Source organism: Bacillus solitudinis, assembly GCF_002797395.1.
Lineage (GTDB): Bacteria > Bacillota > Bacilli > Bacillales > Bacillaceae_D > Halalkalibacter_A > Halalkalibacter_A solitudinis.
In genome coordinates this window covers 3,783,222-3,807,661 of the sequence record NZ_KZ454943.1, presented here as the reverse complement: position 1 = coordinate 3,807,661, position 24,440 = coordinate 3,783,222, and the positions used below count along the sequence as shown (strand labels likewise).

Here is a 24,440-nt window from a genome sequence, read left to right as displayed (position 1 = left end):
AAGGCGAGGTCTGCGCTCATTGCTTAAATACGAAAAAGAAGGTGAGACTACTCTTAAAGGAGGGATCACCAATGACAAATATTATGGATGGCATGGACGCAGCAAGATTCCGGTCAGGAAATCCTAATGCGAAAGAGCGACCAAAACAGGAAAAAGAGACCAGTAAAGAAAAGAAAATGCCTCCCGTGTTAAAGAACTTAAAAAACGGTTCGTAAAAAAGTAACTGACCCAGTATGTAAAATACCGGGTCAGGCTAATTTATCCGAAGTTGTTAATCACCTCTAAATTCAATGACTTTTCTTACTGATCATGAAAAAGAACCGGAGGAGAGCCTTAAGGATCTCCTCCGGTTCTACTTAACGATATTCCCTGATAACACCTTATTTAAGGTCTTCTACAGAATCAATGTCCATGTAAGATGGAACAACTAAACCGATTTTTGCACCTTCTAGGTTTGGACCTAGGTCTACAAGATCATCCTTAAAGTCTTGGTAATAAGCGTCATGTGTTCCCGGTAACCAAGCTGCAACAATCCACCAATACCCCTCCTTATAATCAAAGTATTACTCACAAAAATACATATTACTTGATTGGCAATATTCTTAGGCATATCAACGGATTCTATGAACTTTCTTCTTCCACTCTTCTGCTCTTTAACTTAAAACCTCAACTTAATTTTAACATTAATTTCCTTTCTGTTGCATACAGAAAGAAAAAGCATCCCTACGTTATCGCAGTGAATTTATGTTATTAGTTTCCGGCTTAGTTCATATGTTAAAATACAAAATAGGGAGGAAGTTTGTATGAATATAATGCTTTGTGTGCGTACATTCTTGTTAACTTTTATAGCGTTTATTGTACATATTGTTAGAATTATGCTAAGTGAGTGGGATTCTGGAATTGGAGGATTCACAAAGTATGAGGAGATTGGTTTTTTGGGTCCGTTTCTTTTATTAGTTTATTTACTCTTTATTTTTGTTCCCTCCACAATAATTCTACACTTTAATCTATCGAAATGGATTCAATTTGCCTTAATCATAGTTATTTCGATAGTAAGTGTGTATTTTGTTGAACGTTCTATTCAAGGAAATTCTGATGCTCAGGAATATATTCATACTTACCTTGTTATGACTTCACTTTCAATATTTTGTTTACTTCATTATTTTATTCCACAAAAATATAAACGTAATGGTAGTTTTTATGAACAGGTAAAATAATAATTTACAGCGGTGTCACGTTAAGGCATCGCTTGTCATAAAAAGTAAAGAATTTGGTAGTACCTTCTCCACTTATTGGGTTTACTTTTACATTCTATGTTAGTAAAAGTCTGTGGCCTTCTTCTATGTTAACAGGAGTAAATACTCCTTTAACATTCTCCAATCATTTTTCCAACCCTTTCTCAAATTGATTATTGTTATTCAACATTACTGCGAGTGAGTTCAGTAATTCCACAAAAAGAGCGTTAACCCTTCTAGATCAACGACCCTATACTTTAAGTATCTTAATTCACAATCCTTTGCTTTGACGGTGATATATACTTAAAACATCTTTCATATATCACCTGAAAGCCATATAACAAAAATGTCTTTATTAAAAATACAATTGATAATTGAAATTTTGAAAGCCTAACCAAAGTAGCGTAACCGATTTTCTTAAACAAATCCATTCCCAAATAGGTAAAGAGGGAGTCAACTATAATATTTATTAGGAGATATAGATTAAATTTACCATAGGTGAATTTCAATATCCAAAGTGCGCCAACTAAGAATGGACCTATTATTAGTGGCAGTTCTCCTAACATATTTGGTTTAACATTAATTGGGAACCACCACCATTTTTTCTTTTCTGCAAACCTCCCCTCAGCAATTAGGTATAAACTTATAAATATTGATGCTGGAAGAAATCTTCTTAATACTTTTACACCTAGAAAAGGAACAGTAAGCCACGGTAAAATCGTCATTAAAAATATAAAACCATTTGTTTTCTTCATTTAAAACATCCTTTACTTTATCTTCTTACATTTATTTTTCTCTACTTAGATGCTTTTATGAATGATTTCTACCTTTTTCCTGAGTATAAATTACCTTTTTTCAGTATCGCGCCCTTTCGCATTAACTTTAATAAAAAGATAATTGAGATGTTTCAACGCAAAAAAAGGTACCTCGATTCATCAAGGTACCTTTTGCAATCTAACTTATTTTGACTCTGCAGCCGAAGAAGCCTCAGGTGATGTAACTTTATCGTAGAATTCCACAAATTTATCACGGTCTTCGCTTGCACGGTAGGCCATTGCAACACGAGGGTGTTCATTCAATGTACCAGAAATCATGAAAGGAATGATATAGCCCCACTCCCATTTTTGACGCATTTCGAGCATGTGCTTTTCAATCACGCCAAGAACGGGCATTAGCTCATAGCTTGGTTTTTGTATATGGCTAACTAGAAGCTCTGTGTTGCAGTTCCCAGCTGCACGACCCATTCCATAAACAGAAGAATCAAGGAACGTCACACCATTTCGCATCGCAGTTAACGTGTTTGCAAATGCCAACTGCATGTTATTATGTGTATGAATTCCAAGCTGTTTATTCGGGATCATCTCTTTAAATTTTTTCACTTGATATTCAATATCGGCTGGATCTAAGCTTCCAAAAGAGTCAACAATATAAACCACATCTACAGGGCTTGCCTTCACCATTTCAAACGCTTCTATCAGTTGGTTTTCAGGTACATTTGATAGAGCCATAATGTTAAGTGACGTTTCATAGCCAAGATCATGGAACATTTGCACAAGCTCTAACCCTTTATCAACTTCACGGATATAGCATGCTACCCGAATCATATCTAACACGCTTTGCTCACGTGGGAGAATATCATTTGAATCTACACGGCCAATATCGACTAAAGCAGATAGCTTCGTGAACTTTTTCTCAGGGATAATTTCTTTCAAAAAATTATCTTCAAGAAATCTCCAAGGATTTGGCTCCGTCGCTTGAAGTAATTTCGCAGAGTTCTTGTAGCCAATTTCCATATATTCAACACCAGCGCTACTTAGTCCCTCATATAAGTCTTGAACAAATTCTACGCTGAAATCCCAATTGTTAACTAAGCCCCCATCACGAATGGTACAGTCTATAATTTTGTTACTATGTTCCATAATAATATCTCCTCCTATAATTCTATTCTTTAGTACGTTTTATTTTCCGTTTGAAAATTATCGCTTTAATACTTTTATGCTTTTATGCTTTTATGTACTAAAATACCTTATACTGTTTGTATCATGATTTGTTAGTAGCTGTCAATCTATTCTTCCTAAGTCCTCTCTTAATATGATTATCCTCAACACCTTATCTCTATTTTACATAGAGATAAGGTGTCTGTCACTCCTCGAAAGTAATCATTCTTACACTTAATTGAAAACTTACCGTCTAAGGTTGTATTATGGGGCTAACTAGCGCCTTTTCCACAATTTTCTATATAACGAGTGTTCCTTACTTGCTGTATTAATAAGTAGGGGTTAAACTATAATTTGTCTTAAGAAAGAACATGAGAGTAAAGATAGAAATTGGGCTTTGATTTAGCCTCAGGGGGAATGAAGATGAACATTATTGAGGTTCAAGATTTACGTAAAGAATTCAAATCTCATTCAAGTCGCTCTGGTTTATCGGGAGCTTTTCGAGACTTATTTACAAGAAATTATAAAGTGCTAGCAGCCGTTGATAATATTTCCTTAACCGTGAAGCAAGGAGAAATGGTTGGTTACATAGGTGAAAATGGTGCTGGCAAATCGACGACGATTAAAATGCTAACAGGGATTTTAACGCCAACATCAGGATCTGTCGTCGTAAATGGGATGGATCCCCATAAAGAACGGGAACAATTTGTCCGCACAATAGGCGTTGTTTTTGGACAACGCTCCCAGTTATGGTGGGATATTGCGGTCCAAGAGTCATTTAGATTATTAAAAAAGGTATACCGTGTGTCTGATGAAGATTATAAGAATCATATGGGCCATGTGATTGAAACGTTAGAAATTGGTCCGTTATTAGATAAACCTGTACGGAAGCTGTCGCTTGGGCAACGAATGCGCTGTGAATTAGCAGCGGCTCTTATTCATAATCCTCCCCTCCTCTTTTTAGACGAGCCAACAATTGGATTAGATGTATTAGTGAAGTTGAAAATTCGAAAGTTTTTAAAAGAAATTAATAAACAATATAAAACGACCATTCTGCTGACCACTCATGATTTAACAGATATCGAGGCCCTTTGTGAACGAGTTGTTCTATTGGATGAGGGTAAGATTGTCTATGATGGGAAGCTAAATCAACTACAAGCAAAAGCTGTTGAAGGAAAACAGGTGGAGTTTCAATTTCTACCAGAGACTCATGAAAACAACTTACCTCGTATTCCAAAGGTTCACTGGGAACAAAAAGATGCAACGACATGGCTCGCAAATGTTAACGGCGACGAACAGATGGTCTCAGAATTAATTAGTAAAGTGGTTCAAAACAATCTGATCAAGAATGTTCGAATTAATGAAGTTTCCACTGAAGAGATTATCCGAAAGATTTATGAAGAAGGAATGGCCATCTCATGAGTCAATATATTGAAATGATCAGGGTTCGTTTTTTAATGATGCTTGCTTACCGGACAAACTACTATAGTGGGATTCTAATTTATAGTATCAACATAGGGGCTTACTACTTTTTATGGACGGCTATTTATGGTGGCAAAGAAGAAATTCAAGGGTTATCCGTTCTTCAAATGTCCACGTATGTGGCAGTAGCTTGGATGGCTAGAGCTTTTTATTTTAATAATATTGACCGTGAAATTGCGACTGAGATAAAAGATGGTAAGGTTGCGATTGAAATGATTAGGCCTTACAACTATTTAGGGATGAAAACGATGCAAGGCCTTGGAGAAGGGATATTCCGTTTATTGTTTTTCTCCGTACCTGGGATGGTGATTGTGTCCTTAGTGTTTCCAATTAGTTTTTCTGCTAGTTTTTCGATATGGATGTTATTCTTTGTCTCACTTATATTTAGTTTTATCGTGAACACGCAAATCAACTTACTTACTGGAATTATGACGTTCTTCTTATTTAATAACTCGGGATTAATCAGGGCCAAACGTGTCATCATCGATTTGTTCTCAGGCCTTTTACTCCCAATCTCATTTTACCCGCTTTGGGCGCAATCTATTATGACCTATTTACCATTTCAAGCGATAAGCTATGTACCAAGTATGATTTTCACTGAAGGGTTTGTAGGAAAAGAGGTTTATACGGCCATCATGCTGCAAGCATTTTGGGCACTTATTTTACTCATTCCTATTCAGCTATTATGGTATTTGGCAAAAAAACAATTAATTGTACAAGGAGGCTAAACGATGTTTAATGTTTCCATTTTCTTTCAATACGCCTCTCAATATCTAAAAACTAGATTAACGTATCGCGTTGATACAGTTGTAGAAATTTTCTCTGACTTTTTACTTCAAGCGGTAAATTTAATTTTCATTTTAGTTGTATTCGGCCATACCACCCTATTAAGTGGTTGGAGTCGTGAAGAAATTATCTTTATTTATGGGTTTTTCCTTATTCCTTATGCCTTATTTACATCATTCTTTAATATTTGGGATTTTAATGATCGTTATATCGTTAAAGGTGAAATGGATCGCATCTTAACACGTCCAATCCATAGTCTATTTCAAATTATTATGGAACGAATGGAGCTAGAGTCGCTATTCGGTGTAGTAACAGGATTAGTGATTATGTTTTATGCGGGAACGAGCTTAGGGTTAACATTCGCCTGGTATGATGTCTTTATCTTTATCGCCATGGTGATTGGTGGGGCCTTTATTTATGCGGGGATTTTCATTTCCATTGCAACCATTGGCTTTTGGTCAGATAGCCGAACAGATATCATGCCGATGATGTATAACATTGGAAATTACGGCAGATATCCAGTTGATATTTACCACCGTGTGATTCGCTTTGTATTAACATGGATTTTACCTTTTGCCTTTGTTGGAGTGTATCCTGCTGCTTACTTTTTAAAAAGAGAAGAGTGGTATGTGTATGCCTTCTTAACACCAGTGATGGGAGTCGTCTTCCTATTCATTTCTATTTTATTGTGGAATGCCGGAGTTAAAAGGTATCGCGGAGCCGGGAATTAAGCGTGTATTAAAAAAGAAAGCCACTTCTTCGTTTGAAGATAGTGGCTTTCTTTTGATTATTATTTGATTTACTCGAATGCCCGTCAGATCATCCCTGATTCTTGTCGAGAGCTATTAGCTTATGCCGACTCCACATTTTCTGATTTATGCTTAACGAGCGCCTTCTTCTCCCAAACCCTGCTTCTCCATCTAGCCCATAACGCGATACCTCGGATCCATTCATCAGCAATAAAGACAAACCATATGCCGATTAATCCCCAACCAAAATGGATTCCCGATATGTAATACATCGGCACACTAAAGCACCAAATCACCACAATAGAGACAATCATCAAATAACGAGCATCCCCTGCGGCCTGAAGTGTCGCCCCATAAACCAGGTTTAAACATCTTCCGGGTTCAAGTAATAACCCCATAATTAGCAGGATGGCCCCCATCTGAATTATCTCTGGGTCATTCGTAAACAAACCGAGTAACCGCTCTCTGATTAAGACAAGAATCGTTGTCATCACCATCGCCAACAGAATACTCCAACGCGTGTTTCGTACCCCTTGCTGAAATGCCTCATCCATCTTCCCCGCACCAATTAAATGGCCGATAATAATTTGTGATCCTCTACCTAGGGAGATACCTAGTATCATTACAAAAAAGAGAACATTTAATGTATAGATTCTTGTCGCAAGCATTTGCGTTCCTAGCAACGTTATGATCGCTGTTGTGACAATTTGACTACTAGAATACGAGATTATCGTCATCGAAGATGGAATGCCAATACTTAGCACTTTTTTCAGACGTTCTTTTTGGATATCGATAAAATCATGCCACGTCAATTTCAGATTGACTCTGTAATAAAGAACTAAAGCAAAAGCAATAAGCGCGAGAAACTGACTAATTGCCGTTGAAATCGCCACTCCAGGAACGCCCCATTGAGGAAAACCTAAAGCACCATAAATAAAGAGGTAGTTCCCAATGATATTAATGATGTTCATACCACCACTAACGTACATCGTTTCTTTCGTAAATCCGTGGGTTTGAATAATCATAGACATCGTCACAATCATCGCTTGAAAAACAAGAGCTCCCCCTACAATAATCAAAAAGGTTCTCGCTTGTGAGAATAATTCCGGCTCGAGCTCAAATAATCCTAATAGTTGATTACTAAAAACAATGATAACGGTTGCTACGAACAGGCCAAAGATTAGGTTGATTAAAATTCCATTTCCTGTATACTTCTTGATTTCATCAAATTTCTTCGCACCAAGATATTGGGCCACCACAACAGATGTCCCCGTTGCGATAAATTGGAAAAGAAAAAACATAAACATAATTAACTGATTCGCCACTCCGACAGCTGCAACCGCTTCATCTGAAACTTTACTTAACATAAACGTATCAGCCGTTCGCAAAGAAAAATGCAAAAGCGATTCAATAAAAATAGGCCAGGTAACAGCAATGAGTGATAAGGTCTTCACCTTGGATGTTGTCATAAAGATCCCTTCTCGTTTAAAAGTTTTGCTAAAGAATGAGTGACCTTTGTGAAAAACCACTCTAATCTAGTTAGTTGATAAAGCGTTTACTATTTTAGATTAATGATAGCATTAAATAATTAACAAAAATATAGACGTTAATATATTTTACTAAATTTATAGTGAGAAAAAAAGAAAGATTTTTTGCTAAGTTGTATCAATTATGGAAGTTTCTCTTTCTTAATGTACAATGATTAACTCTAATACGCAAAAAGGGCTAAACAGCCCTAGTAAAACCCATTAGTATTTAGATGATCAAAACGGAAATTTGCGGTACCCTTTTTGAATTGAAATCCATTTAGTAATTGTAAATTCTTCTACGACCCAGGGATTTCCAAATCTCCCCATCCCACTTGATTTGCTTCCACCAAACGGAATCGTTGGACTATCATTTACTGTTTGGTCGTTAAGGTGCGTCATGCCACTTTCAATCTTTAGGCCTAGTTGCTCCCCTTCACTTAAATCTTCTGTGAATATAGAAGAACTTAAACCGAACTCTGTGTCATTAGCCATTTCGATTGCGTGGTCATCTGATTCCGCTTTAATAATTGTGGCAATTGGTGAAAACAACTCTGTTTGAGCAAGTTTGCTTTTATTATCAACATCCACAAAAATAGTTGGTGATAAAACATTGCCTTCTCTCTTTCCTTCTAATACAATTTTTGCTCCATCTTTTTTTGCATCCTCAATTAAACTTAATGCCTTTTCAACCTGGATTTCGTTTATAAGTGGTCCAATCACTGTTGTAGGCTCCATTGGATCACCATATGGCAGAGACTTTACTCTTTCCGTAAACTTCTTAATAAATTCATCGTAGTGGTTTTTGTGAACAATTATTCGATTAATAATCATGCAAATCTGACCTTGGTGGATAAACTTGCCGAAGATTGCGGCATCAATTGCCCGATCCACATTGGCATCAGCTAAAACAATAAACGGATTATTCCCACCAAGTTCAAGTGCTACACGTTTTAACAGACTACCCGCAATCATTCCAATATGCTTTCCGACTGGCGTTGAACCTGTAAAACTAATTAATTGCGAATGGGGAGTTGTTAGCATCGCATCTCCGATTTCCTCCAAATCGGTTAATATACAGTTAAATACACCCTTTTGGAGACCAGCTTGTTCAAATGCTTTGGCAATCATTGAGCCCCCGGTTAAGGCAGTTTGAATATCAGGTTTATGTACGACACTATTACCTAAGGCAATAGCTGGTGCTATCGTTCTCATTGATAAATTCATTGGAAAATTAAATGGAGAAATCGAAGTTATCACTCCTAATGGGAGACGATGAATCCGATTAATCTTTCCTTCTATGTCCGATTCAATTTCCCTAACTTCATCTAATTTGTCTACCATTTTAATCGCTTCTTCTACTAGGCCGATCGTTAGGTCAACTTCAACATTTGCCTTTAAGATACTTCCACCCGTTTCACGAGAAATAACTTTTATCATTTCATCGCGGTTATTCTTTAAGTATTCTGCTGCTTTACGAAGGACTTCTTTCCGTACAGGAGCTGATGACTTTGCCCATTTCTTCTGCGCATCCTTTGCAATTTCGTAGGTTTGTTCAAGTTGTTTTGCTGTTACTAAACGGATTGTATTAATAAAAGAATTATCATATGGATTTAAGTTGTCATAATTTCGACTACTTAACCCCTCTGTCCATTCACCATTAATAAAACTTTTGTTTAATTCTTCATAACGTTCCATGAATGCACTCCTTCTGTCATATTTTTTTAGTATGTGAAGAGTTTAGGCATTTATTCTTCTATTATTTGTTTAACAGAAAGGAGATATGCTAAAAAGCCCTTACCTCAAGTGTGTCAAAGCACTAGAGGTCAAGGACTGAAATTCATGAAAGAAAACATTCGGAAATTTTTCGTCTACGGGTTAATACTCTACTTGGTATGTTCAACAACAGGGAACCATCCGGGAGTATTCATTATCGCCTGCCAAAGTGGGTCAGGGACAACAAGTTTCGCTTGGTCCTCTTTTGATATCGTAGTCGCAATTTCTGCTTCTTGTCCTTTTTCTATTTTCTCAACCCAATCAGGTTCCATAATAAGTTCTCTACCTAGGGCTATCATTGGAACACCTGTTTTGATAGCGTTTTTTGCATCTTCAGGTGTGTGGAGCGAACCAACACCTATCAACGGCACTCTATTATTGATTTTTTCTAAAAGAAGTTCCATGCGTGATTTAGAAGTATCCACCCCGCGTCTAGGATTAGACCAAAAATCCATTAACGACACATGCAGATAGTCCAGTTCTTTATCTGAAAGGGCATCGACTAAATCAAGAGTATCTGCCATCGTAATTCCTGGTGTTTCTTCTTCCTCTGGTGAAAAGCGATATCCCACTATAAACGGCTGTTTTGCATATTCTTTTACGACCTTTTTCACTTCATCGACAATAGCAAGCGGGAATGCCATTCGCTTTTCAACACTTCCTCCAAATCGATCCTCACGTCGGTTTGAATGTGGTGAAAAGAACTGCTGAATTAAGTAGCCATTCGCACCGTGAATCTCGACACCATCAAATCCAGCTTCTATGGCCCGACGAGTCGTCTCGCCAAATGCATGAATCATGGCTTCGACTTCTCCTTCATCTAATGCTCGCGGTGTGACTTTTCCCTCCTCAGAAGCAACGGCGCTAGCACTTACCGTTTCTCCATTTGGAACCAATTCAGGAGGACACATCCGTCCACCATGAAAAATTTGGATTACAGCTTTCGCTCCTTGTTCTTTCATTGCCTCTGCTAAGCGGCGTAAGCTTGGAATCATCTCATCGTGATCCGCTCCAAATTCTCCTTCAAATCCTTTCCCGTTGGCCGTTACATAAGCGCAAGCAGTAACCGCCATCCCGACTCCTTTTGTTCGCCGAACGTAGTAATCAATCTCCACATCTGAAACGGTTCCATCTGGATGCGAAGCAAAGTTTGTCATTGGAGCCATAACCAGGCGATTCTTTAACTGAAGGCCTGATTTAAATTGTATCGACTCAAAGAGCGACGTGTAGCTTTGATTCATGAATAATTCCACCCCAATTAGTTGTAGTTTATAAGGTACTTGATTATAGTACCCAATAATGTGAAATGCATAGCTCCTTCAACATTTAAGTACGAAAGAGGCGTATTTGGAAGTGTGTATTCAAAAGTATTATTGCTTACACTACGGGGACTTTCAACTTCTGTAAGTGGCCTCTCATTCCTTATATCGCTTCCGTATCCATTAAGGAAACGAAAGGTATTAATTAAAAGAATTAGGGGAGACCTCTCACGAAGGATAGAAAGCCTCATATGGCGTCTGTCAACGGTCATTAAGACTCTCTTGGCATTGAACAAAAAAACCTTTTTTGTTCTTGCCTACAAAACAGCTGTTCAAGTTCCGAATAAGAATAACTGTATGAGATGCTAAATCATTCCGCAGCTTCACTTTCCCATCTAGATATTTCCTCTCGAACCTTAGGTGCCACCTCTGTTCCTAAGAGTTCTATCGCCTTCATTACATCATCATGAGGCATCGATCCAACTGGAACGTGAAGCATAAAACGTGTGATTCCCACATTTTTTCGAAGGTGAATTATTTTCTCGGCAACAGTATTCGGATCACCAACATACAATGCTCCGTCAAAGCTGCGAGCGGTGTCGAAGCTTGAACGGTCATAGTGCCCCCACCCTCGTTCTCGTCCTAATTTATTCATAACTTGCTGGGTCGAAGGAAAGAATTTATCGGCTGCTACTTGGGTCGATTCCGCAATGAAACCGTGCGAATGTGACGCAACCGGCAACTTCGATAGATCATGGCCTGCGTGAGCAACGGCCTTTTTATAGAGCTGTACAAGCGGTTCAAACTGTAGCGGACTGCCACCAATAATCGCTAGAACAAGTGGTAGCCCAAGAAGACCTGCGCGAACAACGGATTCTGAATTACCACCACTGCCAATCCATACAGGTAAAGGGTCCTGAACCGGGCGTGGATAAACACCGAGATTATTAATGGCCGGCCGATGCCCACCTTTCCAATTTACTTTCTCAGATTCTCTTATTTTCAACAATAAATCGAGCTTTTCATTGAATAATTCATCATAATCATTCAAATCATAGCCAAATAAGGGAAACGATTCGATAAAAGAACCCCGTCCCGCCATAATCTCTGCCCGTCCGTTCGAAATCGCATCGAGTGTAGCAAAATCCTGAAACACCCGTACAGGATCAGCAGAAGAAAGTACGGTAACTGCACTTGTTAGTCGAATTCTTTTTGTCTGCGATGCAGCAGCAGCGAGCACAACCGCAGGAGAAGATGCTGCAAAATCTTCGCGGTGATGTTCCCCCACACCAAAAACATCCAACCCAACCTGATCTGCTAGTACAATTTCTTCGACAACTTCACGTATACGCTTCGCATGGCTAACCACCTCACCGGTTTCAACATCCGGTGTTGTTTCTACAAACGTGCTCACACCTATCTCCACTAAAAGCCCTCCTATCATATTTTCGCTTAATTGAGAAAAAGTCATTAACTAATAGAGTCTATTCAAAAAGGCGAAACTAACCTTTTTGAATAGACTCTAAAATTGTTACGCTTTTTTTTAAAACATACCACGTTTAATTGTTTTCATAAAGATTCCTGCCTACAGTGCTTAAAAGCACTGTAGGCCCTTCAAAAGACCATTTCTTCCGGCTCACTATCGTCGCTAGTAACCTGCACTCGGTACTGCACGCGATTACTTAAATCCGCCAAACTAAGAAAGTGACCATGACTGGCTCCAGTATCAATTCCAATTTTATTAGTACTTTTCCAGATAGCCGATTGCTTCTTGTTTCTTTTAGCATGAAAGTAACAAGAGATATCCCCTGAACCTTTGCACGTTAAAATATTGGGATTCCAAACTAAAAAACAAACGTCACAACTACATACAGCACCGTCGTAATAGCAGCAGCTATTAGTGCTGGTTTTAATTTATATTTAGCGTAATCAATGACGGAAAGATTTAATATTTTTGCGATTGTATTTGTATCATCACTTAATGGTGAGGCAAAAGCTCCGAAAGAACCGCTTGCAAAAACGGCTCCAATGATGAGTGGCAGCGATACATCACCTACCACCGCCAGTGATACACCCAAGGGCATTAATATGCCCCATGTCCCCCATGCCGATCCGATAAAATACGAAACTGCGGCCCCGAATACAAAAATGAGCGGCGCGATGAACATCTGCGGAATCCAGGTCGAATGCGCGGTAACAAAGCTTGAGAATCCTAAGTCATCAGTAATAGAAGAGAGTCCCCACACAATAGATAACAACAGAATGACGGACATCAATTCATTTCCACCTGCTATAAACCCGGCAACCAGTTCTTCGAGTTTAAATCGTTGAAGTAAATAATAGCCTATCGATAGTAAAATCGTTATCAGTAACGCTATGACCATTGCATCGAGTACATCGGCTTTAATAAAGGCCAGTAGAAACCCATATCCTTGTTCATGGCCATCCCACCATGTTAAAAATAACGTGAGTCCAATTACTAAAATTAATGGAAGTAAAAGATTCAGCGGTTTAATCGGTAGCTCTTTTGCAACAGATGGATGACAATCATGCCAATCGTCTTCCTCTTCTTCTGTCTTCTCATCTATTTGAGTCGGAGCTTGTGATTTTGTTTTGGCATTGTGAAAAAAGCTTAAATACACCCCTAAAATAATCGTCACGATTGAAAAGAAATTAAAAGGGATGCTTTGAATAAACAGTGAATAAGGATCGAGTTCAATTCCTTGATTTTGTGTGGCTATTTGAATAATCGAAACCATGTAGCCGACGAATGCCGTTGCAACAGGAATTAACACAATAACCGGCGTGGCTGTCGTCTCAATCACAAACCCAAGCTCCTCCGTTGTCATTTTGACTTTTTTAAGAAGCGCTCTCATAATTGGAGCAATCGTAACAAACCGAAACGTAGGAGCACTGAAGGTTCCAATCGTTGAAACATACGTCAAAAGAAGCGCTTGCTTTCTCGTATGTATTTTTTCTGATGCCTTTTCAACGAATCCTCTTATTCCGCCTGTCATTTTTATCATGCCAACTAGACCGGAAAATGCATACAAAAAGACAATAATCTTAATATTATTCGGATCAATAAGTGCTTGGACCACATAAACAAACAGGGCTTGGACACCGCCAATAATGGTAGGTTCCATAATATAAGCCCCAACTAACAAGCCGAGAAAAAGCCCTGGAAGCACTTGTTTTGTATAAATGGCTACAGGGATTACTACTAAAAAGGGGAGAATTGAAAGCCAGCTCGATTCCATTTCTAATCACCTATCTTGGATTTTAAGTACTTGCCTTTTTTTAAAGTTCTGTTCACTTATCTTGTGACCCGAGCTAGAATAATATACTTCTTTGCATTTTAAACAAACCATAATTATATTAAGATAAACCTATCACTACGTGAAAGAACGAGAACAAGGAGAATAACATGAAAAAGGCAAAAACAAATGCAATGCGTTTATTGGAAAAAGAAAAAGTAGAATACAAAATGATCTCTTACCATGCAGAGGATGGCGAAATTGACGGACTAGCTGTGGCAAAAAAAATCGGAAGAGATGTGGAAATTGTTTATAAAACGTTGGTTTCACAAGGAGTAAGTAAATATTATGTATTTGTTATCCCGGTGGAGGCTGAACTTGATTTGAAGAAAGCTGCAAAAGCGGTCGGAGAAAAGAAAATCGATATGATTCCAGTAAAGGAGATTTTGAGCGTCACTGGTTATGTACGAGGAGGATGTTCACCAATTGGAATGAAAAAGTTATTTCCGACTTTTATCGATCAACGCGCAAAGCTTTTAGAAACGATGATTGTCAGCGGAGGAATGATTGGTATGCAAATTGAGTTAAAGGTAGAGAATTTAGCCGAAATAACTAGGGCTCACTTTGTTAATTTATCAAAAGATTTTAATTAAGTAACTTTACAAAACCTGAGTAATTTTGAGGACACTGAAAAGGGGTGCTTTTCCTATTTCAGGGCCCTCTTAGTTATTGTTTATTTTTTAACTTCTCAAGTAATGAGGCTGCTTTACTGCGCGCCTCGGACGTTTCCTTTGTTAATCTCTTCATTTCACGCACAGTTCCATCTTCATTAAAGGATGCTTCGATGATGTCTCCTTCTCCTACTTTAGGTAATTGTTCAAGGGGTACCTTTCTCGTAATGGCTTCATTTCCCCCTAGAAGGAGGACTACTATATTGTTATCAACGATTCGATCTACTGTGTATTTTTTCAAATAAATTCCTCCTAAATTGTTATCTCATCGCTCATCTTTTGATATGTAGCATCCCCAATTCCACTAACCTTTTTGATCTCTTCAATTGATTTGAAAGCTCCATGCACGTTTCGATAATCAATGATTCTCTGTGCAATGACATCACCAACCCCAGTAATGATTTGCAAGGTTTCGTAATCTGCTGTGTTAATATTAATTAAGTTCTCATTAGTAGTATTTGGTTTCTCATCTATAGATGCACTCGGTTCAGCCGTATACGCCTCCCCCGTTACCTCAAATTGAAGTCCATCTGACTTTACGACAATTGGACCTCTTATAGTATGATAGACACGGTTTGTACCAACAGTTGTTAAACGTTCCAATACTTCAACATGTGGGTGGCCATAACTATTTCCTTCACCATAACTAATGATTGCCACAGAAGGGTTTACCTCTTCTAAAAAGAAGCTCTCGGAACTAGTTGCTGAGCCATGATGACCTACTTTTAGGACGTCTGACTTTATATTGAAATGATTAACCATACGTTTTTCTGCAGCTTCTTCTGCATCACCAGTTGTTAAATAAGTAAAGTCATTATACGTAATATGCAAGGAGATCGAAGCATTATTCAGGTCGTCACCCTCTTGCCCACTATTAACAACGACTATATCTAGCTCAGAATCTAAATTAATCATGTCACCTGCACGTGGTACAACAAAGTCAATATCATGTTCATCAATATAAGAAAGGTAATCGATATACGTTTCACTTGTATGCGGAATGCCACTGTCAAGAACCTCACCAACAGCAAAGTTATTCATAACAGCTACCGCCCCTCCTAGGTGATCTTCATGGGCGTGAGTAATGACTAATTTGTCAATTGAAGAAATTCCAATCTGTTTTAAGTATTGAACCACTTTTTCGCCACTAGAACGTTCTCCTGCATCAATAAGCATCGATTTACCATTTGGGGTAATAATAAGTGTCGAATCCGCTTGGTCAACATTAAGGTGGTGAATTTCTAAGCCTCCCGTTTCTATTATCGGGTCTTTTGCTAGCTTATCTTCAGTAGAGGTTTTTTCACTCGGAGAAAGACTATCTGTTGTAGCTCCACATCCCCCGACAAGTAATGATAAAGCCACAAGAAAAACCATTAAGATACACTTTTTATTTATTATTCTGTTCATCATGTTGACACTTCCAATCTCATTAATCTATGCCTAATTACTGATTATAGTTCACTTACAAATTAAATCATTCTAATATTGTAGCATAGTTGCATGAGGAAGGTGGCGTCTCCTCTTGCCACGTGCGCCAAAATACCGTTCGAATCTGTTAATCCTTTACCATTTTACACTTATCTTACCTTTATAAATAAAATCCTAATTTGTAACTGTGTTATACTAATAATAGATTACAGAATAAATTGTATATTCTCTAAAACACCTTACATTTATTTGGCGTCTGGTCTTTGTCAGACTGTTTACGTTCCACAATAAAGATATAGGTGTTTTTTGTTATGTTTATATTATCTGTGGTTCTAAAAATCAAGGATTATGGAAGGAAAGTGTTATGAAAAAAACAGCACTCATTTATTGCGAGAATCATTTTGGAACAATGGACGGAAAGACAGCAAACGGATTGGTTAGAAGTTCAAGGAACTATCGAATTGTTGGGGTTATTGACAGCACAAAGGCTGGCATGGATACTGGTGAAGTGCTTGAAGGTGAGAAAAATGGAATTCCGTTATTTTCAAGCTTTGATCATGCTTTAGAAAGCTTGGATCACATACCCGACCAATTCATTTATGGTATCGCTCCCTCAGAAGCATTTTTAAAGGCAGATGAAAGAAATATCATCATAAATGCGATGAAACAAGGAATGCATATCGTCAATCCTCTTCATGAATTTTTAACTGACGATGAAGAGTTTATAAAATACTCAGAACAATATGGAGTCACAATCAAAGATGTTAGAAAGCCCCCTTTAAAAAAGGATATGCATCTTTTTTCTGGACGTGTTTTAAACATTAAAACACCAATTATAGCTGTTTTAGGAACAGACAGCGCAGTAGGTAAACGGACCACTTCTGTTATACTTGAAACCGCTTTACTAGAAAAGGGTCTTAAAGTAGCTTTTGTCGCAACAGGGCAAACCGGATTAATTCAAGGAGCAAAATATGGCGTAGCTATCGACGCCATCCCATCGCAATTCATGACCGGAGAAATTGAAAACGAAATCATGAAAGCCTATGAAAATGAAAAACCTGACATCATTATTGTAGAGGGCCAAGGAGCGTTAAGTCATCCAGCCTATATAAGTTCATGTGGAATTATACGAGGAGCAAGACCTGGAGCAGTCATTGTACAACATCCACCAAAACGAAAACACTTAGGTGACTTTAGTTTTATGAAAATGCCATCAATCCAAAGTGAAATTGACCTCATCGAAAATTTTTCGAATGCAAAAGTAATCGCAATTACCATCAACCATGAAAACATGTCAAATGATGAGGTTGCTGATGTGATTACAGCTTACGAACACCAACTCAAACTTCCTACCACCGATGTCCTCAAACACGGATGTGACAAGCTTGTAACCAATATCTATGAAACCTTTCCATCATTGAATAAGACAAAAGTCGTTTTAACTTGATCCCATCCATTGCTCCTAGAATTGAAATCAATCTTGCGAAAATTGCTCATAATGCCAAAATCCTCTCCAAATTATTCGGCTCCAAAGGGATTCAAATTATGGGGATTACAAAAGGTGTTTGTGGAAGTCCCGAGGTGGCAAGAGAGTTCGTAAATAATGGAATTCACCTCCTCGGAGACTCGAATATAACTAACCTCAAAAAAATGCATGAAGCAGGAATTAAGGCCGAATTTGTTCTGGTTCGGACGCCAGCGTTAAGTGAGATTGAATTAGTTTTTAGCTATGCTGATATTAGTCTTAATACCGAGTTAACAGTCATCAAAAGCCTTTCAGATGTCGCTACGTCAAATAACTCTGTGCATAAAATCATTCTAATGATTGAAATGGGCGATTTAAGAGAAGGAATTATGCCCGCTAATATTGTCGAATTTATCCAAGAGGTTCTGCACTTACCTGGAGTTAAAATCGTTGGCATTGGTGCAAACTTTGCTTGTTTTGGCGGAATTAAGCCAGACGAAGAAAATATGAAGCTACTATCTGAGCTAGCTATTGCAATGGAAAAGAGATTTTCATTATCCCTTCCCTATATTTCTGGTGGCAATTCAGCTAATTATAATTGGTTCCTGACTACGAAAAATACTGGCCAAGTTAATAATTTAAGATTAGGAGAGTCGATACTTTTAGGACGGGAAACTCTTAATCGAATAGCCATACCAGGGTTATTTACAGATGCATTTAGTTTTATTTCTGAGGTCATCGAATCAAAAATCAAGCCTTCAGTGCCCTACGGAGAAATTACTCAGAATTCACTTGGCCAAACACCCCATTTTAAAGAACGTGGAAATATTAGAAGAGGTATATTGAAAGTGGGGTTTCAGGATGTGCTTGTTTCAGGTCTTACGCCTAAACTCGATATGGAAATCCTTGGTTCAAGCAGTGATCATACAGTTCTTGATGCAAAGAAGGTCAACCTACAAGTAGGAGATGAAGTTGCATTTTCACTTAATTATGGAGCCGTTCTTTCCGTCATGTCTTCTCCTAATGTATTAAAGAAATATATTCATACTTTATCAGCGAACGAACAATCCCAAATTCAGTTCTAGTTCACGTCTAAATCTTGTTAATGTTTGTAATTTCAAGCAGGTTGTTTAGAGTGACACAGTTCTTGCTAGAGCTTCCCTAGAAAAGAATAGCCAAGACCCTCAAAAAGTACATGCTGAGGGTCTTTTTTATTATCACAACCATCTTTAACAATTCTGCTAAGGTTTGCCTTTTCCGAAAGAAATGTAAAAAAAAATCACACTTATGCTAAGTGTGATTTCAAGACATATTCAGGATATTTTTTATTTATCTACGCTTCCTTCTAAACTTCCCCCTTTTGTAAAAAAACGTTCAATATTCATCTCCACCTGGGGATCGGCGATTAATGGCGGGGCGTGATGTGGCTTGGTGCGTGCATCAATAATTAAATTATCGCATGCCCAGTGCTTGTTTTCATAATAACCATTCACCCCATAGATATCATGAGAAGGATTGCTGCGCGTAAAGGTAACCCAAAGAAAGTTGCTAATTGTCTTACTTACGAATTCACTGTCATCACAAAGGATAATCATTGGACACGTTGGTATCGTGCCCTTCGACTTTATCGCTTCATTAAATTGCAATAGCTCTTTTTGCGCCTGCTCATATGTGGAAAACGCAGAACCTTCAATTGCAACAACACCCGGCATTACGAAACGAGGATTTTCAAATCCCAGTAAATACTTCAGATTTTCTGGGACGTCATTACATAAGTCTCTTTTTTTGTCTCCATACGCAGCAATCACAACTTTGCTGCCTGTATTTAACCCTGTTCCTGAATAATCTAGTGTATCTATCGTCGTATTCGTTTGAAAGTGAATGTCACGCTGAAGATCAATACGTTCAAGTATATATGAAAGAAACTCCACTTCTTTATGCGTATCTAAAGGCAGCGAGTCTTCTGCTGTGATAAATAGGTATTTCGCCAAACTAACCTGGCCTGTTCCTAAAATACGATTCGCAATCGTAAGCAATTCGGCCGGTTGTTTCACTTTTTGATAAGGTGTATAACGTTCACTACCGATCGCAAATAGTAACGGATGGACCCCAGCTGCATCAACAGCATGCACTTCTTTGACCCCTGGGATTTCTTGTTTGATGGCGTCACCTGTTAGCTCATGAATCAAATCCCCAAAAGCTGTATCTTCCTGAGGAGGACGACCAACAACGGTGAACGGCCAGATCGCATTTGGCTTGGCATAAACTTTATGGACTCTCATTAGTGGAAATGGATGCGTGAGACTATAATAGCCCAAATGATCGCCAAATGGTCCCTCTGGCTTGGTTTCCTCTGGGTGGATTTCACCAGTAATGACAAAATCAGCGTCATGGCTAATGCAATAACCCTCTTCATAACTATAGCGAAAACGTCGTCCCGAAAGTAATCCAGCAAACGTTAGTTCACTTAGACCCTCAGGTAATGGCATCACTGCTGCTAAGGTGTGTGCGGGCGGTCCGCCGATAAAAATACTTACTTTTAATGGTGTCCCTCGTTTTGAAGATTTCGCTTGATGGACACCGATCCCGCGATGGATTTGATAATGCAATCCAATTTCCTTATTCAATTCATAATCATTTCCAGAAAGTTGTACCCGGTACATCCCTAAATTGGCATTCATCATTCCAGGCTTATCCGGATCCTCACTATACACTTGAGGCAAGGTTACGAACGCTCCCCCATCATCAGGCCAGTGCTTAATAAGAGGAAGATCCGTGATTTGTATTTCTTGCAAATTATGTGAATGACTAGACCTTTTTGAAGGTAATGCCTTCGAAGCTGCTAAGCCCGTTCTAAGATGTTGAAACGGATGCTTTAACGCACTCATTGGGTCATTCCGCAAAGCAACCACGTTCTGTGTCAACTCCCATGTCTGACGAAAAATAAATTTACTTCTCTCAATGGTGCCGAATAAATTTGAAATGGCACGAAAGTTCGACCCTTTTACATTTTCAAATAATAATGCAGGGCCACCTGCTGCGTGGACCTTCATATGAAGCGCTGCCATCTCAAGATCAGGATCTACCTCTTCATGGATACGAATCAATTGACCATTTTTTTCTAAATCAAGAATACATTGTTCCAAATTCTGATACATAATTTTCTGGCTCCTATTTCAATATCTAATGTTCCATCATTTTACATCGATGAATCCTTGTTTCTACCTCATATCGAATATTTCTTTTTTCATGTGTATAGTACTACTTTAACAAAAATCATTGGCTTAGCCTAAAATAAACTTATACAAATTAGTACAATTAATATGTTTGACAAAAGTCTAGTATTATTAAAGAGATTTTCAAAACGTTCAGGACAACAGAAAATGCTAATATGCTTTACATGTAGCAACTCTTGTAATATGGTTCTATTTTTTTGGACATTTAGTGGTAGCCACATCTTCATTTTAGTTTACCTAGATAAAGTACGAATAGTTCACTCAATTCTAACAAAATACGAACATCAGTTCTCTTTTATACTTATTTTATGGTATACTATCTATATAATAGAATAAGGCATCTTAAGGGTGGCAGCACATCCCTATTAGAAAGGGGGTGATGCTAAGTGACGGTATTCGAAGCATTAACATTGATGCTACTTTTCGGTACATTTGTCATTTCGTTACTGTCGGGTAGAAACAAAAAATAATCCACCCTTGAGCTTTGCAGGCTAGGTGGATTATTCATCATCTTATGCTGCCCCCTTAAAAGGGCATTCTATTAGTTTTGACCGTTGGTGTTACCGCACCAACGGTTTAACGAATTCTTATACTCATTTCATTATACATGCAAGCTCCATCATTTTCAATATTCCAAGTTTCGTCTTCCTATCTCCAAATATAGTTGTCTCTAGTAATTTAGTGTAAGCTCTACACAAGATATCATTACTTCATGCAGCATTATTCTCTGATTAAGGGAGGCTAGCGTATAGTATATCATGGACAAGGAAGGGACTGAAGGGTGCATTTCACTAAGAAATCCTTTTAATATCAACCCCCTTTTATTAAATCATGTGAATTCTTATTTTACTTAGAAACCCTACACGTCGATGAAGAATAACATAGATTGCAACTTAGTGGTCAAATAAGACCATAATAGATATACTAATGTTGTAAAATGAAAACGGAGGGATACCATTATGTTAGAAATTGAAATGTGGACTGATTTTGCTTGACCATTTTGCTATATTGGCAAAAAGCGTCTGGAAGACGCTCTTCAGAAGATGGATCATGCTGTTAAAGTGACTTATCGCTGTTTCGAATTAGACCCTACGAGCGAGCGAGATATAAAGCAGAATATGTACGAAATGTTGGCTGCTAAATATAGAATGAGCTTAGAACAAGCGAAAGCAAACTGCCAAAACATGGTACAGATGGCACGAGAGGTCGGCTTAGACTTCCAATTAGATCAGCTAATTTTAACCAACACGTTTGATGCGCATCGTTTAACAATGTTCGCAAAAGACAAAGGACTCATGCACGAAATGACGGACCGCATCTTACGGGCTTATTACACGGAGTCCAAGCATATCGGTGACCATGCAACATTGACCGATTTAGCTGAGGAAGTTGGCTTACAGCGAGAAGAAGTAGCCGAAATGCTCGCAAGTAACGAAATGAGTGACAAGGTTCGTGGAGACGAACAAAAAGCAAAGGAATACGGCATTCAAAGCATTCCTTTTTTCCTTGTGAATGGAAAATACTCGATTACTGGCGCTCAACCAACCGAAGTGTTCGTGCAAACCTTGCAACAAATTATTGAACAAGATGGTCTACATGCAGATGAGAACAGCGGTACGGTTTGTGATGACAACGGCTGCGACACTCCTGAAAAATAATGATATTAAAAAATCCTCGCTTTAAAGCTTAAGAGAGCACTGAAAAAGGAAAAAACAAGCTTTTTCCTGATTCTCAAAAATTGCAATGGCTCCGATCGTCGCGCGCCCACTATGAGAAACCCGCTCATAGTGGGCTTAAAACAAAGCGACGTCTTCACTCATTACTTAAGAGAGCACCGAAAAAGGAAAAAATAACCTTTTTCAGTGCTCTCTTTTTCTATTCTGGTTTCTCATTATTTGCTGATTTGTTCTTTTCTTCTTCTACCAACAATCGGCGTAAGGTTTTCCCTATTAAGGTTTTTGGTAGGCTTGGGCGGAATTCATACTTTCGCGGCACCTTGTAAGCAGCCAGCTTTTCTCGACAAAACGCCTCAAGCTGTTCTTCGTCGGTTGTCGTTCCTTCTTTTAGAACAATGTATGCTTTCACTGTTTCTCCCCGGTAATCATCCGGAACCCCTGCTACAACTGCGTCCATCACGGCAGGATGTTCAAATAAGACCTCTTCGATTTCACGAGGATAAATATTAAACCCACCAGCAATTATTAAATCCTTTTTTCGATCGATAATGTAGAAAAACCCCTCATTATCCATTGTTGCCATATCACCCGTGTACAGCCAGCCATCCTTCAATGTGTATTCTGTTTCTCTTGGCTGATTCCAGTATCCTCGCATCACTTGTGGACCCTGAACAATTAGCTCTCCAATTTCACCATGTACGACTTCTTCTCCTGTTTCTGGATCAATAACCTTGGCAATCGTATCAGGGAAGGGAATCCCAATTGATCCAAGCTTTCTTTTTTCCCAGAGGTTATTGGCATGGGTTACTGGAGATGCTTCGGTCAGACCATAGCCTTCAATGAGCCTTCCACCTGTTATCTTTTCAAACCTTTCTTGAACCTCACCTGGTAGCGGAGCGGCTCCACTTATACAGACATTAATTGAAGATAAATTATATTTTTTGATATTTTTATGGTTGATTAACGAAATATACATCGTTGGTGCTCCAGGGAAAATGGTTGGTTTAAGTTTGTCGATTAGCTTCAAGGTGACATCCACATCAAATTTCGGGAGGAGTATAAGCATACCACCTAGTCGCATAGCAAGGTTCATGAGAACGGTCATGCCAAACACATGAAAAAATGGTAGTCCAGCAAGGTAGCGCTCCTTACTTTCCTCGCATTGATAACACCAGGCTCTCGTTTGCAGCGTATTAGCAACGAGATTATAGTGGGAAAGCATGACGCCTTTTGAAACTCCTGTTGTTCCTCCCGTGTATTGTAGTAGTGCTAAATCTTTCTCTGCATCAATATAAACATTACTCGGCAAATCCGAGGCGCTCGCCAGAAGGTCTTTAAACGAATACACATTGTTAGCATACGTAACATTCATCGATAAACCTTCTTTTTTTACTTTAAACGGGTAGAGAACGTTTTTCGGAAAAGGTAAGTAGTCCTTAACTGAGGTGAAAATCGTATGCTTTACTTTCGTCTTCGGTATCACTTTCTTCACACGCCGAAACAGGAGGTCTAGCGCGATAAGTAGCTTCGTCCCTGAATCGTTAAGTTGGTACTCTAGTTCTCTTTCCATATAAGTTGGGTTGGTTTGAACGACAATGGCGCCAATTAATAATGCCCCGTAGTAAGTGATGACCGCTTGAGGGCAATTTGGAAGCATGATTGCTACCCGATCACCTTTCTTAATCCCTAATTCTTTTAGGACATTTGCAAATCGATATGTCTCGTTTACCAGTTCTTTGTACTTCATCTTTCTTCCATAGAAAAATAATGCCGTTTTTTCTGGATACTTTGCTGCTGAGTCTAACATGAATTGAGCCAAATTTTGTTTAGGATACTCGTAAGTTGGTAAAACCTGTTTAGGGTAATTATCTAACCAAACTTTTTCGGACATATCCAA

22 protein-coding genes are annotated in these 24,440 nt (G+C 38.5%); 9 read left to right on the top strand and 13 right to left on the bottom strand.

The genetic code is table 11. The features are described 5' to 3' along the window. Nucleotides 1-71: 71 nt before the first annotated feature. A complete protein-coding gene (locus tag CEF19_RS23290; RefSeq protein ID WP_157801006.1) occupies nucleotides 72-215 on the top strand; it encodes a hypothetical protein in 144 nt (47 codons plus the stop codon). 165 nt (nucleotides 216-380) lie between these two features. Here the strand turns inward: CEF19_RS23290 and CEF19_RS18665 are convergent, their stop codons facing one another. Then, complete coding sequence (locus tag CEF19_RS18665) at nucleotides 381-533, bottom strand: glycine betaine ABC transporter substrate-binding protein (RefSeq protein ID WP_319830099.1); 153 nt, start codon at nucleotides 531-533, stop codon at nucleotides 381-383. Nucleotides 534-803: 270 nt separating this feature from the next. On the opposite strand from CEF19_RS18665, the gene CEF19_RS18660 reads away from it, so the two are divergent. Further along, a complete protein-coding gene (locus CEF19_RS18660) occupies nucleotides 804-1,217 on the top strand; it encodes a hypothetical protein (protein ID WP_100407463.1) in 414 nt (137 codons plus the stop codon). A gap of 284 nt (nucleotides 1,218-1,501) precedes the next feature. Here CEF19_RS18660 and CEF19_RS18655 read toward each other — a convergent pair whose 3' ends face one another. Both CEF19_RS18655 and CEF19_RS18650 read right to left on the bottom strand, forming a co-directional pair. Then, entirely contained in the window at nucleotides 1,502-1,990 is a 489-nt protein-coding gene (locus tag CEF19_RS18655) for a hypothetical protein (protein ID WP_100407462.1), read from the bottom strand. Nucleotides 1,991-2,194: 204 nt separating this feature from the next. Then, nucleotides 2,195-3,154, bottom strand: coding sequence for an aldolase catalytic domain-containing protein (locus CEF19_RS18650; protein WP_100407461.1), 960 nt, complete (start codon nucleotides 3,152-3,154; stop codon nucleotides 2,195-2,197). A gap of 441 nt (nucleotides 3,155-3,595) precedes the next feature. On the opposite strand from CEF19_RS18650, the gene CEF19_RS18645 reads away from it, so the two are divergent. Genes CEF19_RS18645 through CEF19_RS18635 form a run of 3 tightly spaced genes read left to right on the top strand, consistent with a single transcriptional unit; the run spans nucleotide 3,596 to nucleotide 6,171 of the window. Then, nucleotides 3,596-4,594: an ABC transporter ATP-binding protein gene (locus CEF19_RS18645; RefSeq protein ID WP_100407460.1), complete on the top strand. Its 999-nt coding sequence runs from the start codon at nucleotides 3,596-3,598 to the stop codon at nucleotides 4,592-4,594. Then, complete coding sequence (locus tag CEF19_RS18640; protein WP_100407459.1) at nucleotides 4,591-5,382, top strand: ABC transporter permease; 792 nt, start codon at nucleotides 4,591-4,593, stop codon at nucleotides 5,380-5,382. The genes CEF19_RS18645 and CEF19_RS18640 overlap by 4 nt, the downstream gene beginning before the upstream one ends. A 3-nt stretch (nucleotides 5,383-5,385) precedes the next feature. Next, on the top strand, nucleotides 5,386-6,171 hold the full coding sequence (locus CEF19_RS18635; protein WP_100407458.1) for an ABC transporter permease: 786 nt from the start codon (nucleotides 5,386-5,388) through the stop codon (nucleotides 6,169-6,171). A 119-nt stretch (nucleotides 6,172-6,290) separates the two neighbouring features. Here CEF19_RS18635 and CEF19_RS18630 read toward each other — a convergent pair whose 3' ends face one another. The 5 genes from CEF19_RS18630 to CEF19_RS18610 form a co-directional block, all read right to left on the bottom strand. Continuing rightward, nucleotides 6,291-7,658, bottom strand: a complete 1,368-nt coding sequence (locus tag CEF19_RS18630) for an MATE family efflux transporter (RefSeq protein WP_100407457.1) — start codon at nucleotides 7,656-7,658, stop codon at nucleotides 6,291-6,293. A gap of 294 nt (nucleotides 7,659-7,952) precedes the next feature. After that, complete coding sequence (locus tag CEF19_RS18625) at nucleotides 7,953-9,413, bottom strand: aldehyde dehydrogenase family protein (protein WP_100407456.1); 1,461 nt, start codon at nucleotides 9,411-9,413, stop codon at nucleotides 7,953-7,955. Between the two features lie 188 nt (nucleotides 9,414-9,601). Further along, complete coding sequence (locus CEF19_RS18620) at nucleotides 9,602-10,732, bottom strand: NADH-dependent flavin oxidoreductase (protein ID WP_100407455.1); 1,131 nt, start codon at nucleotides 10,730-10,732, stop codon at nucleotides 9,602-9,604. Nucleotides 10,733-11,120: 388 nt separating this feature from the next. Further along, a complete protein-coding gene (locus tag CEF19_RS18615) occupies nucleotides 11,121-12,176 on the bottom strand; it encodes an LLM class flavin-dependent oxidoreductase (RefSeq protein WP_100407454.1) in 1,056 nt (351 codons plus the stop codon). Nucleotides 12,177-12,594: 418 nt separating this feature from the next. Next, a complete protein-coding gene (locus CEF19_RS18610; protein WP_100407453.1) occupies nucleotides 12,595-14,010 on the bottom strand; it encodes a Na+/H+ antiporter NhaC family protein in 1,416 nt (471 codons plus the stop codon). Nucleotides 14,011-14,177: 167 nt separating this feature from the next. Between CEF19_RS18610 and ybaK the strand changes: the two genes are divergently transcribed. Further along, nucleotides 14,178-14,660 (top strand): Cys-tRNA(Pro) deacylase, encoded by a 483-nt coding sequence (ybaK, locus tag CEF19_RS18605; RefSeq protein ID WP_100407452.1) that lies wholly within the window; start codon nucleotides 14,178-14,180, stop codon nucleotides 14,658-14,660. Between the two features lie 73 nt (nucleotides 14,661-14,733). Here ybaK and CEF19_RS18600 read toward each other — a convergent pair whose 3' ends face one another. After that, on the bottom strand, nucleotides 14,734-14,979 hold the full coding sequence (locus CEF19_RS18600; protein WP_100407451.1) for a DUF3006 domain-containing protein: 246 nt from the start codon (nucleotides 14,977-14,979) through the stop codon (nucleotides 14,734-14,736). Nucleotides 14,980-14,990: 11 nt separating this feature from the next. Next, nucleotides 14,991-16,148 carry a helix-hairpin-helix domain-containing protein gene (locus tag CEF19_RS18595; RefSeq protein WP_100407450.1) on the bottom strand — a complete coding sequence of 386 codons (1,158 nt, stop codon included), beginning with the start codon at nucleotides 16,146-16,148 and terminating at the stop codon, nucleotides 14,991-14,993. 382 nt (nucleotides 16,149-16,530) lie between these two features. Here CEF19_RS18595 and CEF19_RS18590 point away from each other — a divergent pair, with 382 nt between their 5' ends. Both CEF19_RS18590 and CEF19_RS18585 read left to right on the top strand, forming a co-directional pair. Continuing rightward, on the top strand, nucleotides 16,531-17,613 hold the full coding sequence (locus tag CEF19_RS18590) for an N-acetyltransferase DgcN family protein (protein ID WP_100407449.1): 1,083 nt from the start codon (nucleotides 16,531-16,533) through the stop codon (nucleotides 17,611-17,613). Further along, nucleotides 17,610-18,716, top strand: a complete 1,107-nt coding sequence (locus CEF19_RS18585; protein WP_227522029.1) for an alanine/ornithine racemase family PLP-dependent enzyme — start codon at nucleotides 17,610-17,612, stop codon at nucleotides 18,714-18,716. The genes CEF19_RS18590 and CEF19_RS18585 overlap by 4 nt, the downstream gene beginning before the upstream one ends. Nucleotides 18,717-18,956: 240 nt before the next feature. Here the strand turns inward: CEF19_RS18585 and CEF19_RS18580 are convergent, their stop codons facing one another. Both CEF19_RS18580 and CEF19_RS24435 read right to left on the bottom strand, forming a co-directional pair. Then, complete coding sequence (locus tag CEF19_RS18580) at nucleotides 18,957-20,789, bottom strand: UbiD family decarboxylase (RefSeq protein WP_100407448.1); 1,833 nt, start codon at nucleotides 20,787-20,789, stop codon at nucleotides 18,957-18,959. A gap of 460 nt (nucleotides 20,790-21,249) precedes the next feature. Then, a complete protein-coding gene (locus tag CEF19_RS24435) occupies nucleotides 21,250-21,378 on the bottom strand; it encodes a hypothetical protein (protein ID WP_264755138.1) in 129 nt (42 codons plus the stop codon). A gap of 496 nt (nucleotides 21,379-21,874) precedes the next feature. Between CEF19_RS24435 and CEF19_RS18575 the strand changes: the two genes are divergently transcribed. After that, the gene (locus CEF19_RS18575) at nucleotides 21,875-22,525 is read left to right on the top strand and encodes a DsbA family oxidoreductase (protein WP_227522111.1); all 651 of its coding nucleotides are present in this window, start codon (nucleotides 21,875-21,877) and stop codon (nucleotides 22,523-22,525) included. 217 nt (nucleotides 22,526-22,742) lie between these two features. Here CEF19_RS18575 and CEF19_RS18570 read toward each other — a convergent pair whose 3' ends face one another. Continuing rightward, nucleotides 22,743-24,434, bottom strand: coding sequence for a long-chain-fatty-acid--CoA ligase (locus CEF19_RS18570; protein WP_198510319.1), 1,692 nt, complete (start codon nucleotides 24,432-24,434; stop codon nucleotides 22,743-22,745). Nucleotides 24,435-24,440: the final 6 nt, after the last annotated feature.

Bases quoted from the DNA above. Each gene is read 5' to 3' on its own strand.
- CEF19_RS23290 (WP_157801006.1), top strand. From the start codon at position 72: ATGACAAATATTATGGATGGCATGGACGCAGCAAGATTCCGGTCAGGA.
- CEF19_RS18660 (WP_100407463.1), top strand. From the start codon at position 804: ATGAATATAATGCTTTGTGTGCGTACATTCTTGTTAACTTTTATAGCG.
- CEF19_RS18655 (WP_100407462.1), bottom strand. From the start codon at position 1,990: ATGAAGAAAACAAATGGTTTTATATTTTTAATGACGATTTTACCGTGG.
- CEF19_RS18650 (WP_100407461.1), bottom strand. From the start codon at position 3,154: ATGGAACATAGTAACAAAATTATAGACTGTACCATTCGTGATGGGGGC.
- CEF19_RS18645 (WP_100407460.1), top strand. From the start codon at position 3,596: ATGAACATTATTGAGGTTCAAGATTTACGTAAAGAATTCAAATCTCAT.
- CEF19_RS18640 (WP_100407459.1), top strand. From the start codon at position 4,591: ATGAGTCAATATATTGAAATGATCAGGGTTCGTTTTTTAATGATGCTT.
- CEF19_RS18635 (WP_100407458.1), top strand. From the start codon at position 5,386: ATGTTTAATGTTTCCATTTTCTTTCAATACGCCTCTCAATATCTAAAA.
- CEF19_RS18630 (WP_100407457.1), bottom strand. From the start codon at position 7,658: ATGACAACATCCAAGGTGAAGACCTTATCACTCATTGCTGTTACCTGG.
- CEF19_RS18625 (WP_100407456.1), bottom strand. From the start codon at position 9,413: ATGGAACGTTATGAAGAATTAAACAAAAGTTTTATTAATGGTGAATGG.
- CEF19_RS18620 (WP_100407455.1), bottom strand. From the start codon at position 10,732: ATGAATCAAAGCTACACGTCGCTCTTTGAGTCGATACAATTTAAATCA.
- CEF19_RS18610 (WP_100407453.1), bottom strand. From the start codon at position 14,010: ATGGAATCGAGCTGGCTTTCAATTCTCCCCTTTTTAGTAGTAATCCCT.
- ybaK (WP_100407452.1), top strand. From the start codon at position 14,178: ATGAAAAAGGCAAAAACAAATGCAATGCGTTTATTGGAAAAAGAAAAA.
- CEF19_RS18595 (WP_100407450.1), bottom strand. From the start codon at position 16,148: ATGATGAACAGAATAATAAATAAAAAGTGTATCTTAATGGTTTTTCTT.
- CEF19_RS18590 (WP_100407449.1), top strand. From the start codon at position 16,531: ATGAAAAAAACAGCACTCATTTATTGCGAGAATCATTTTGGAACAATG.
- CEF19_RS18580 (WP_100407448.1), bottom strand. From the start codon at position 20,789: ATGTATCAGAATTTGGAACAATGTATTCTTGATTTAGAAAAAAATGGT.
- CEF19_RS24435 (WP_264755138.1), bottom strand. From the start codon at position 21,378: ATGATGAATAATCCACCTAGCCTGCAAAGCTCAAGGGTGGATTATTTT.
- CEF19_RS18570 (WP_198510319.1), bottom strand. From the start codon at position 24,434: ATGTCCGAAAAAGTTTGGTTAGATAATTACCCTAAACAGGTTTTACCA.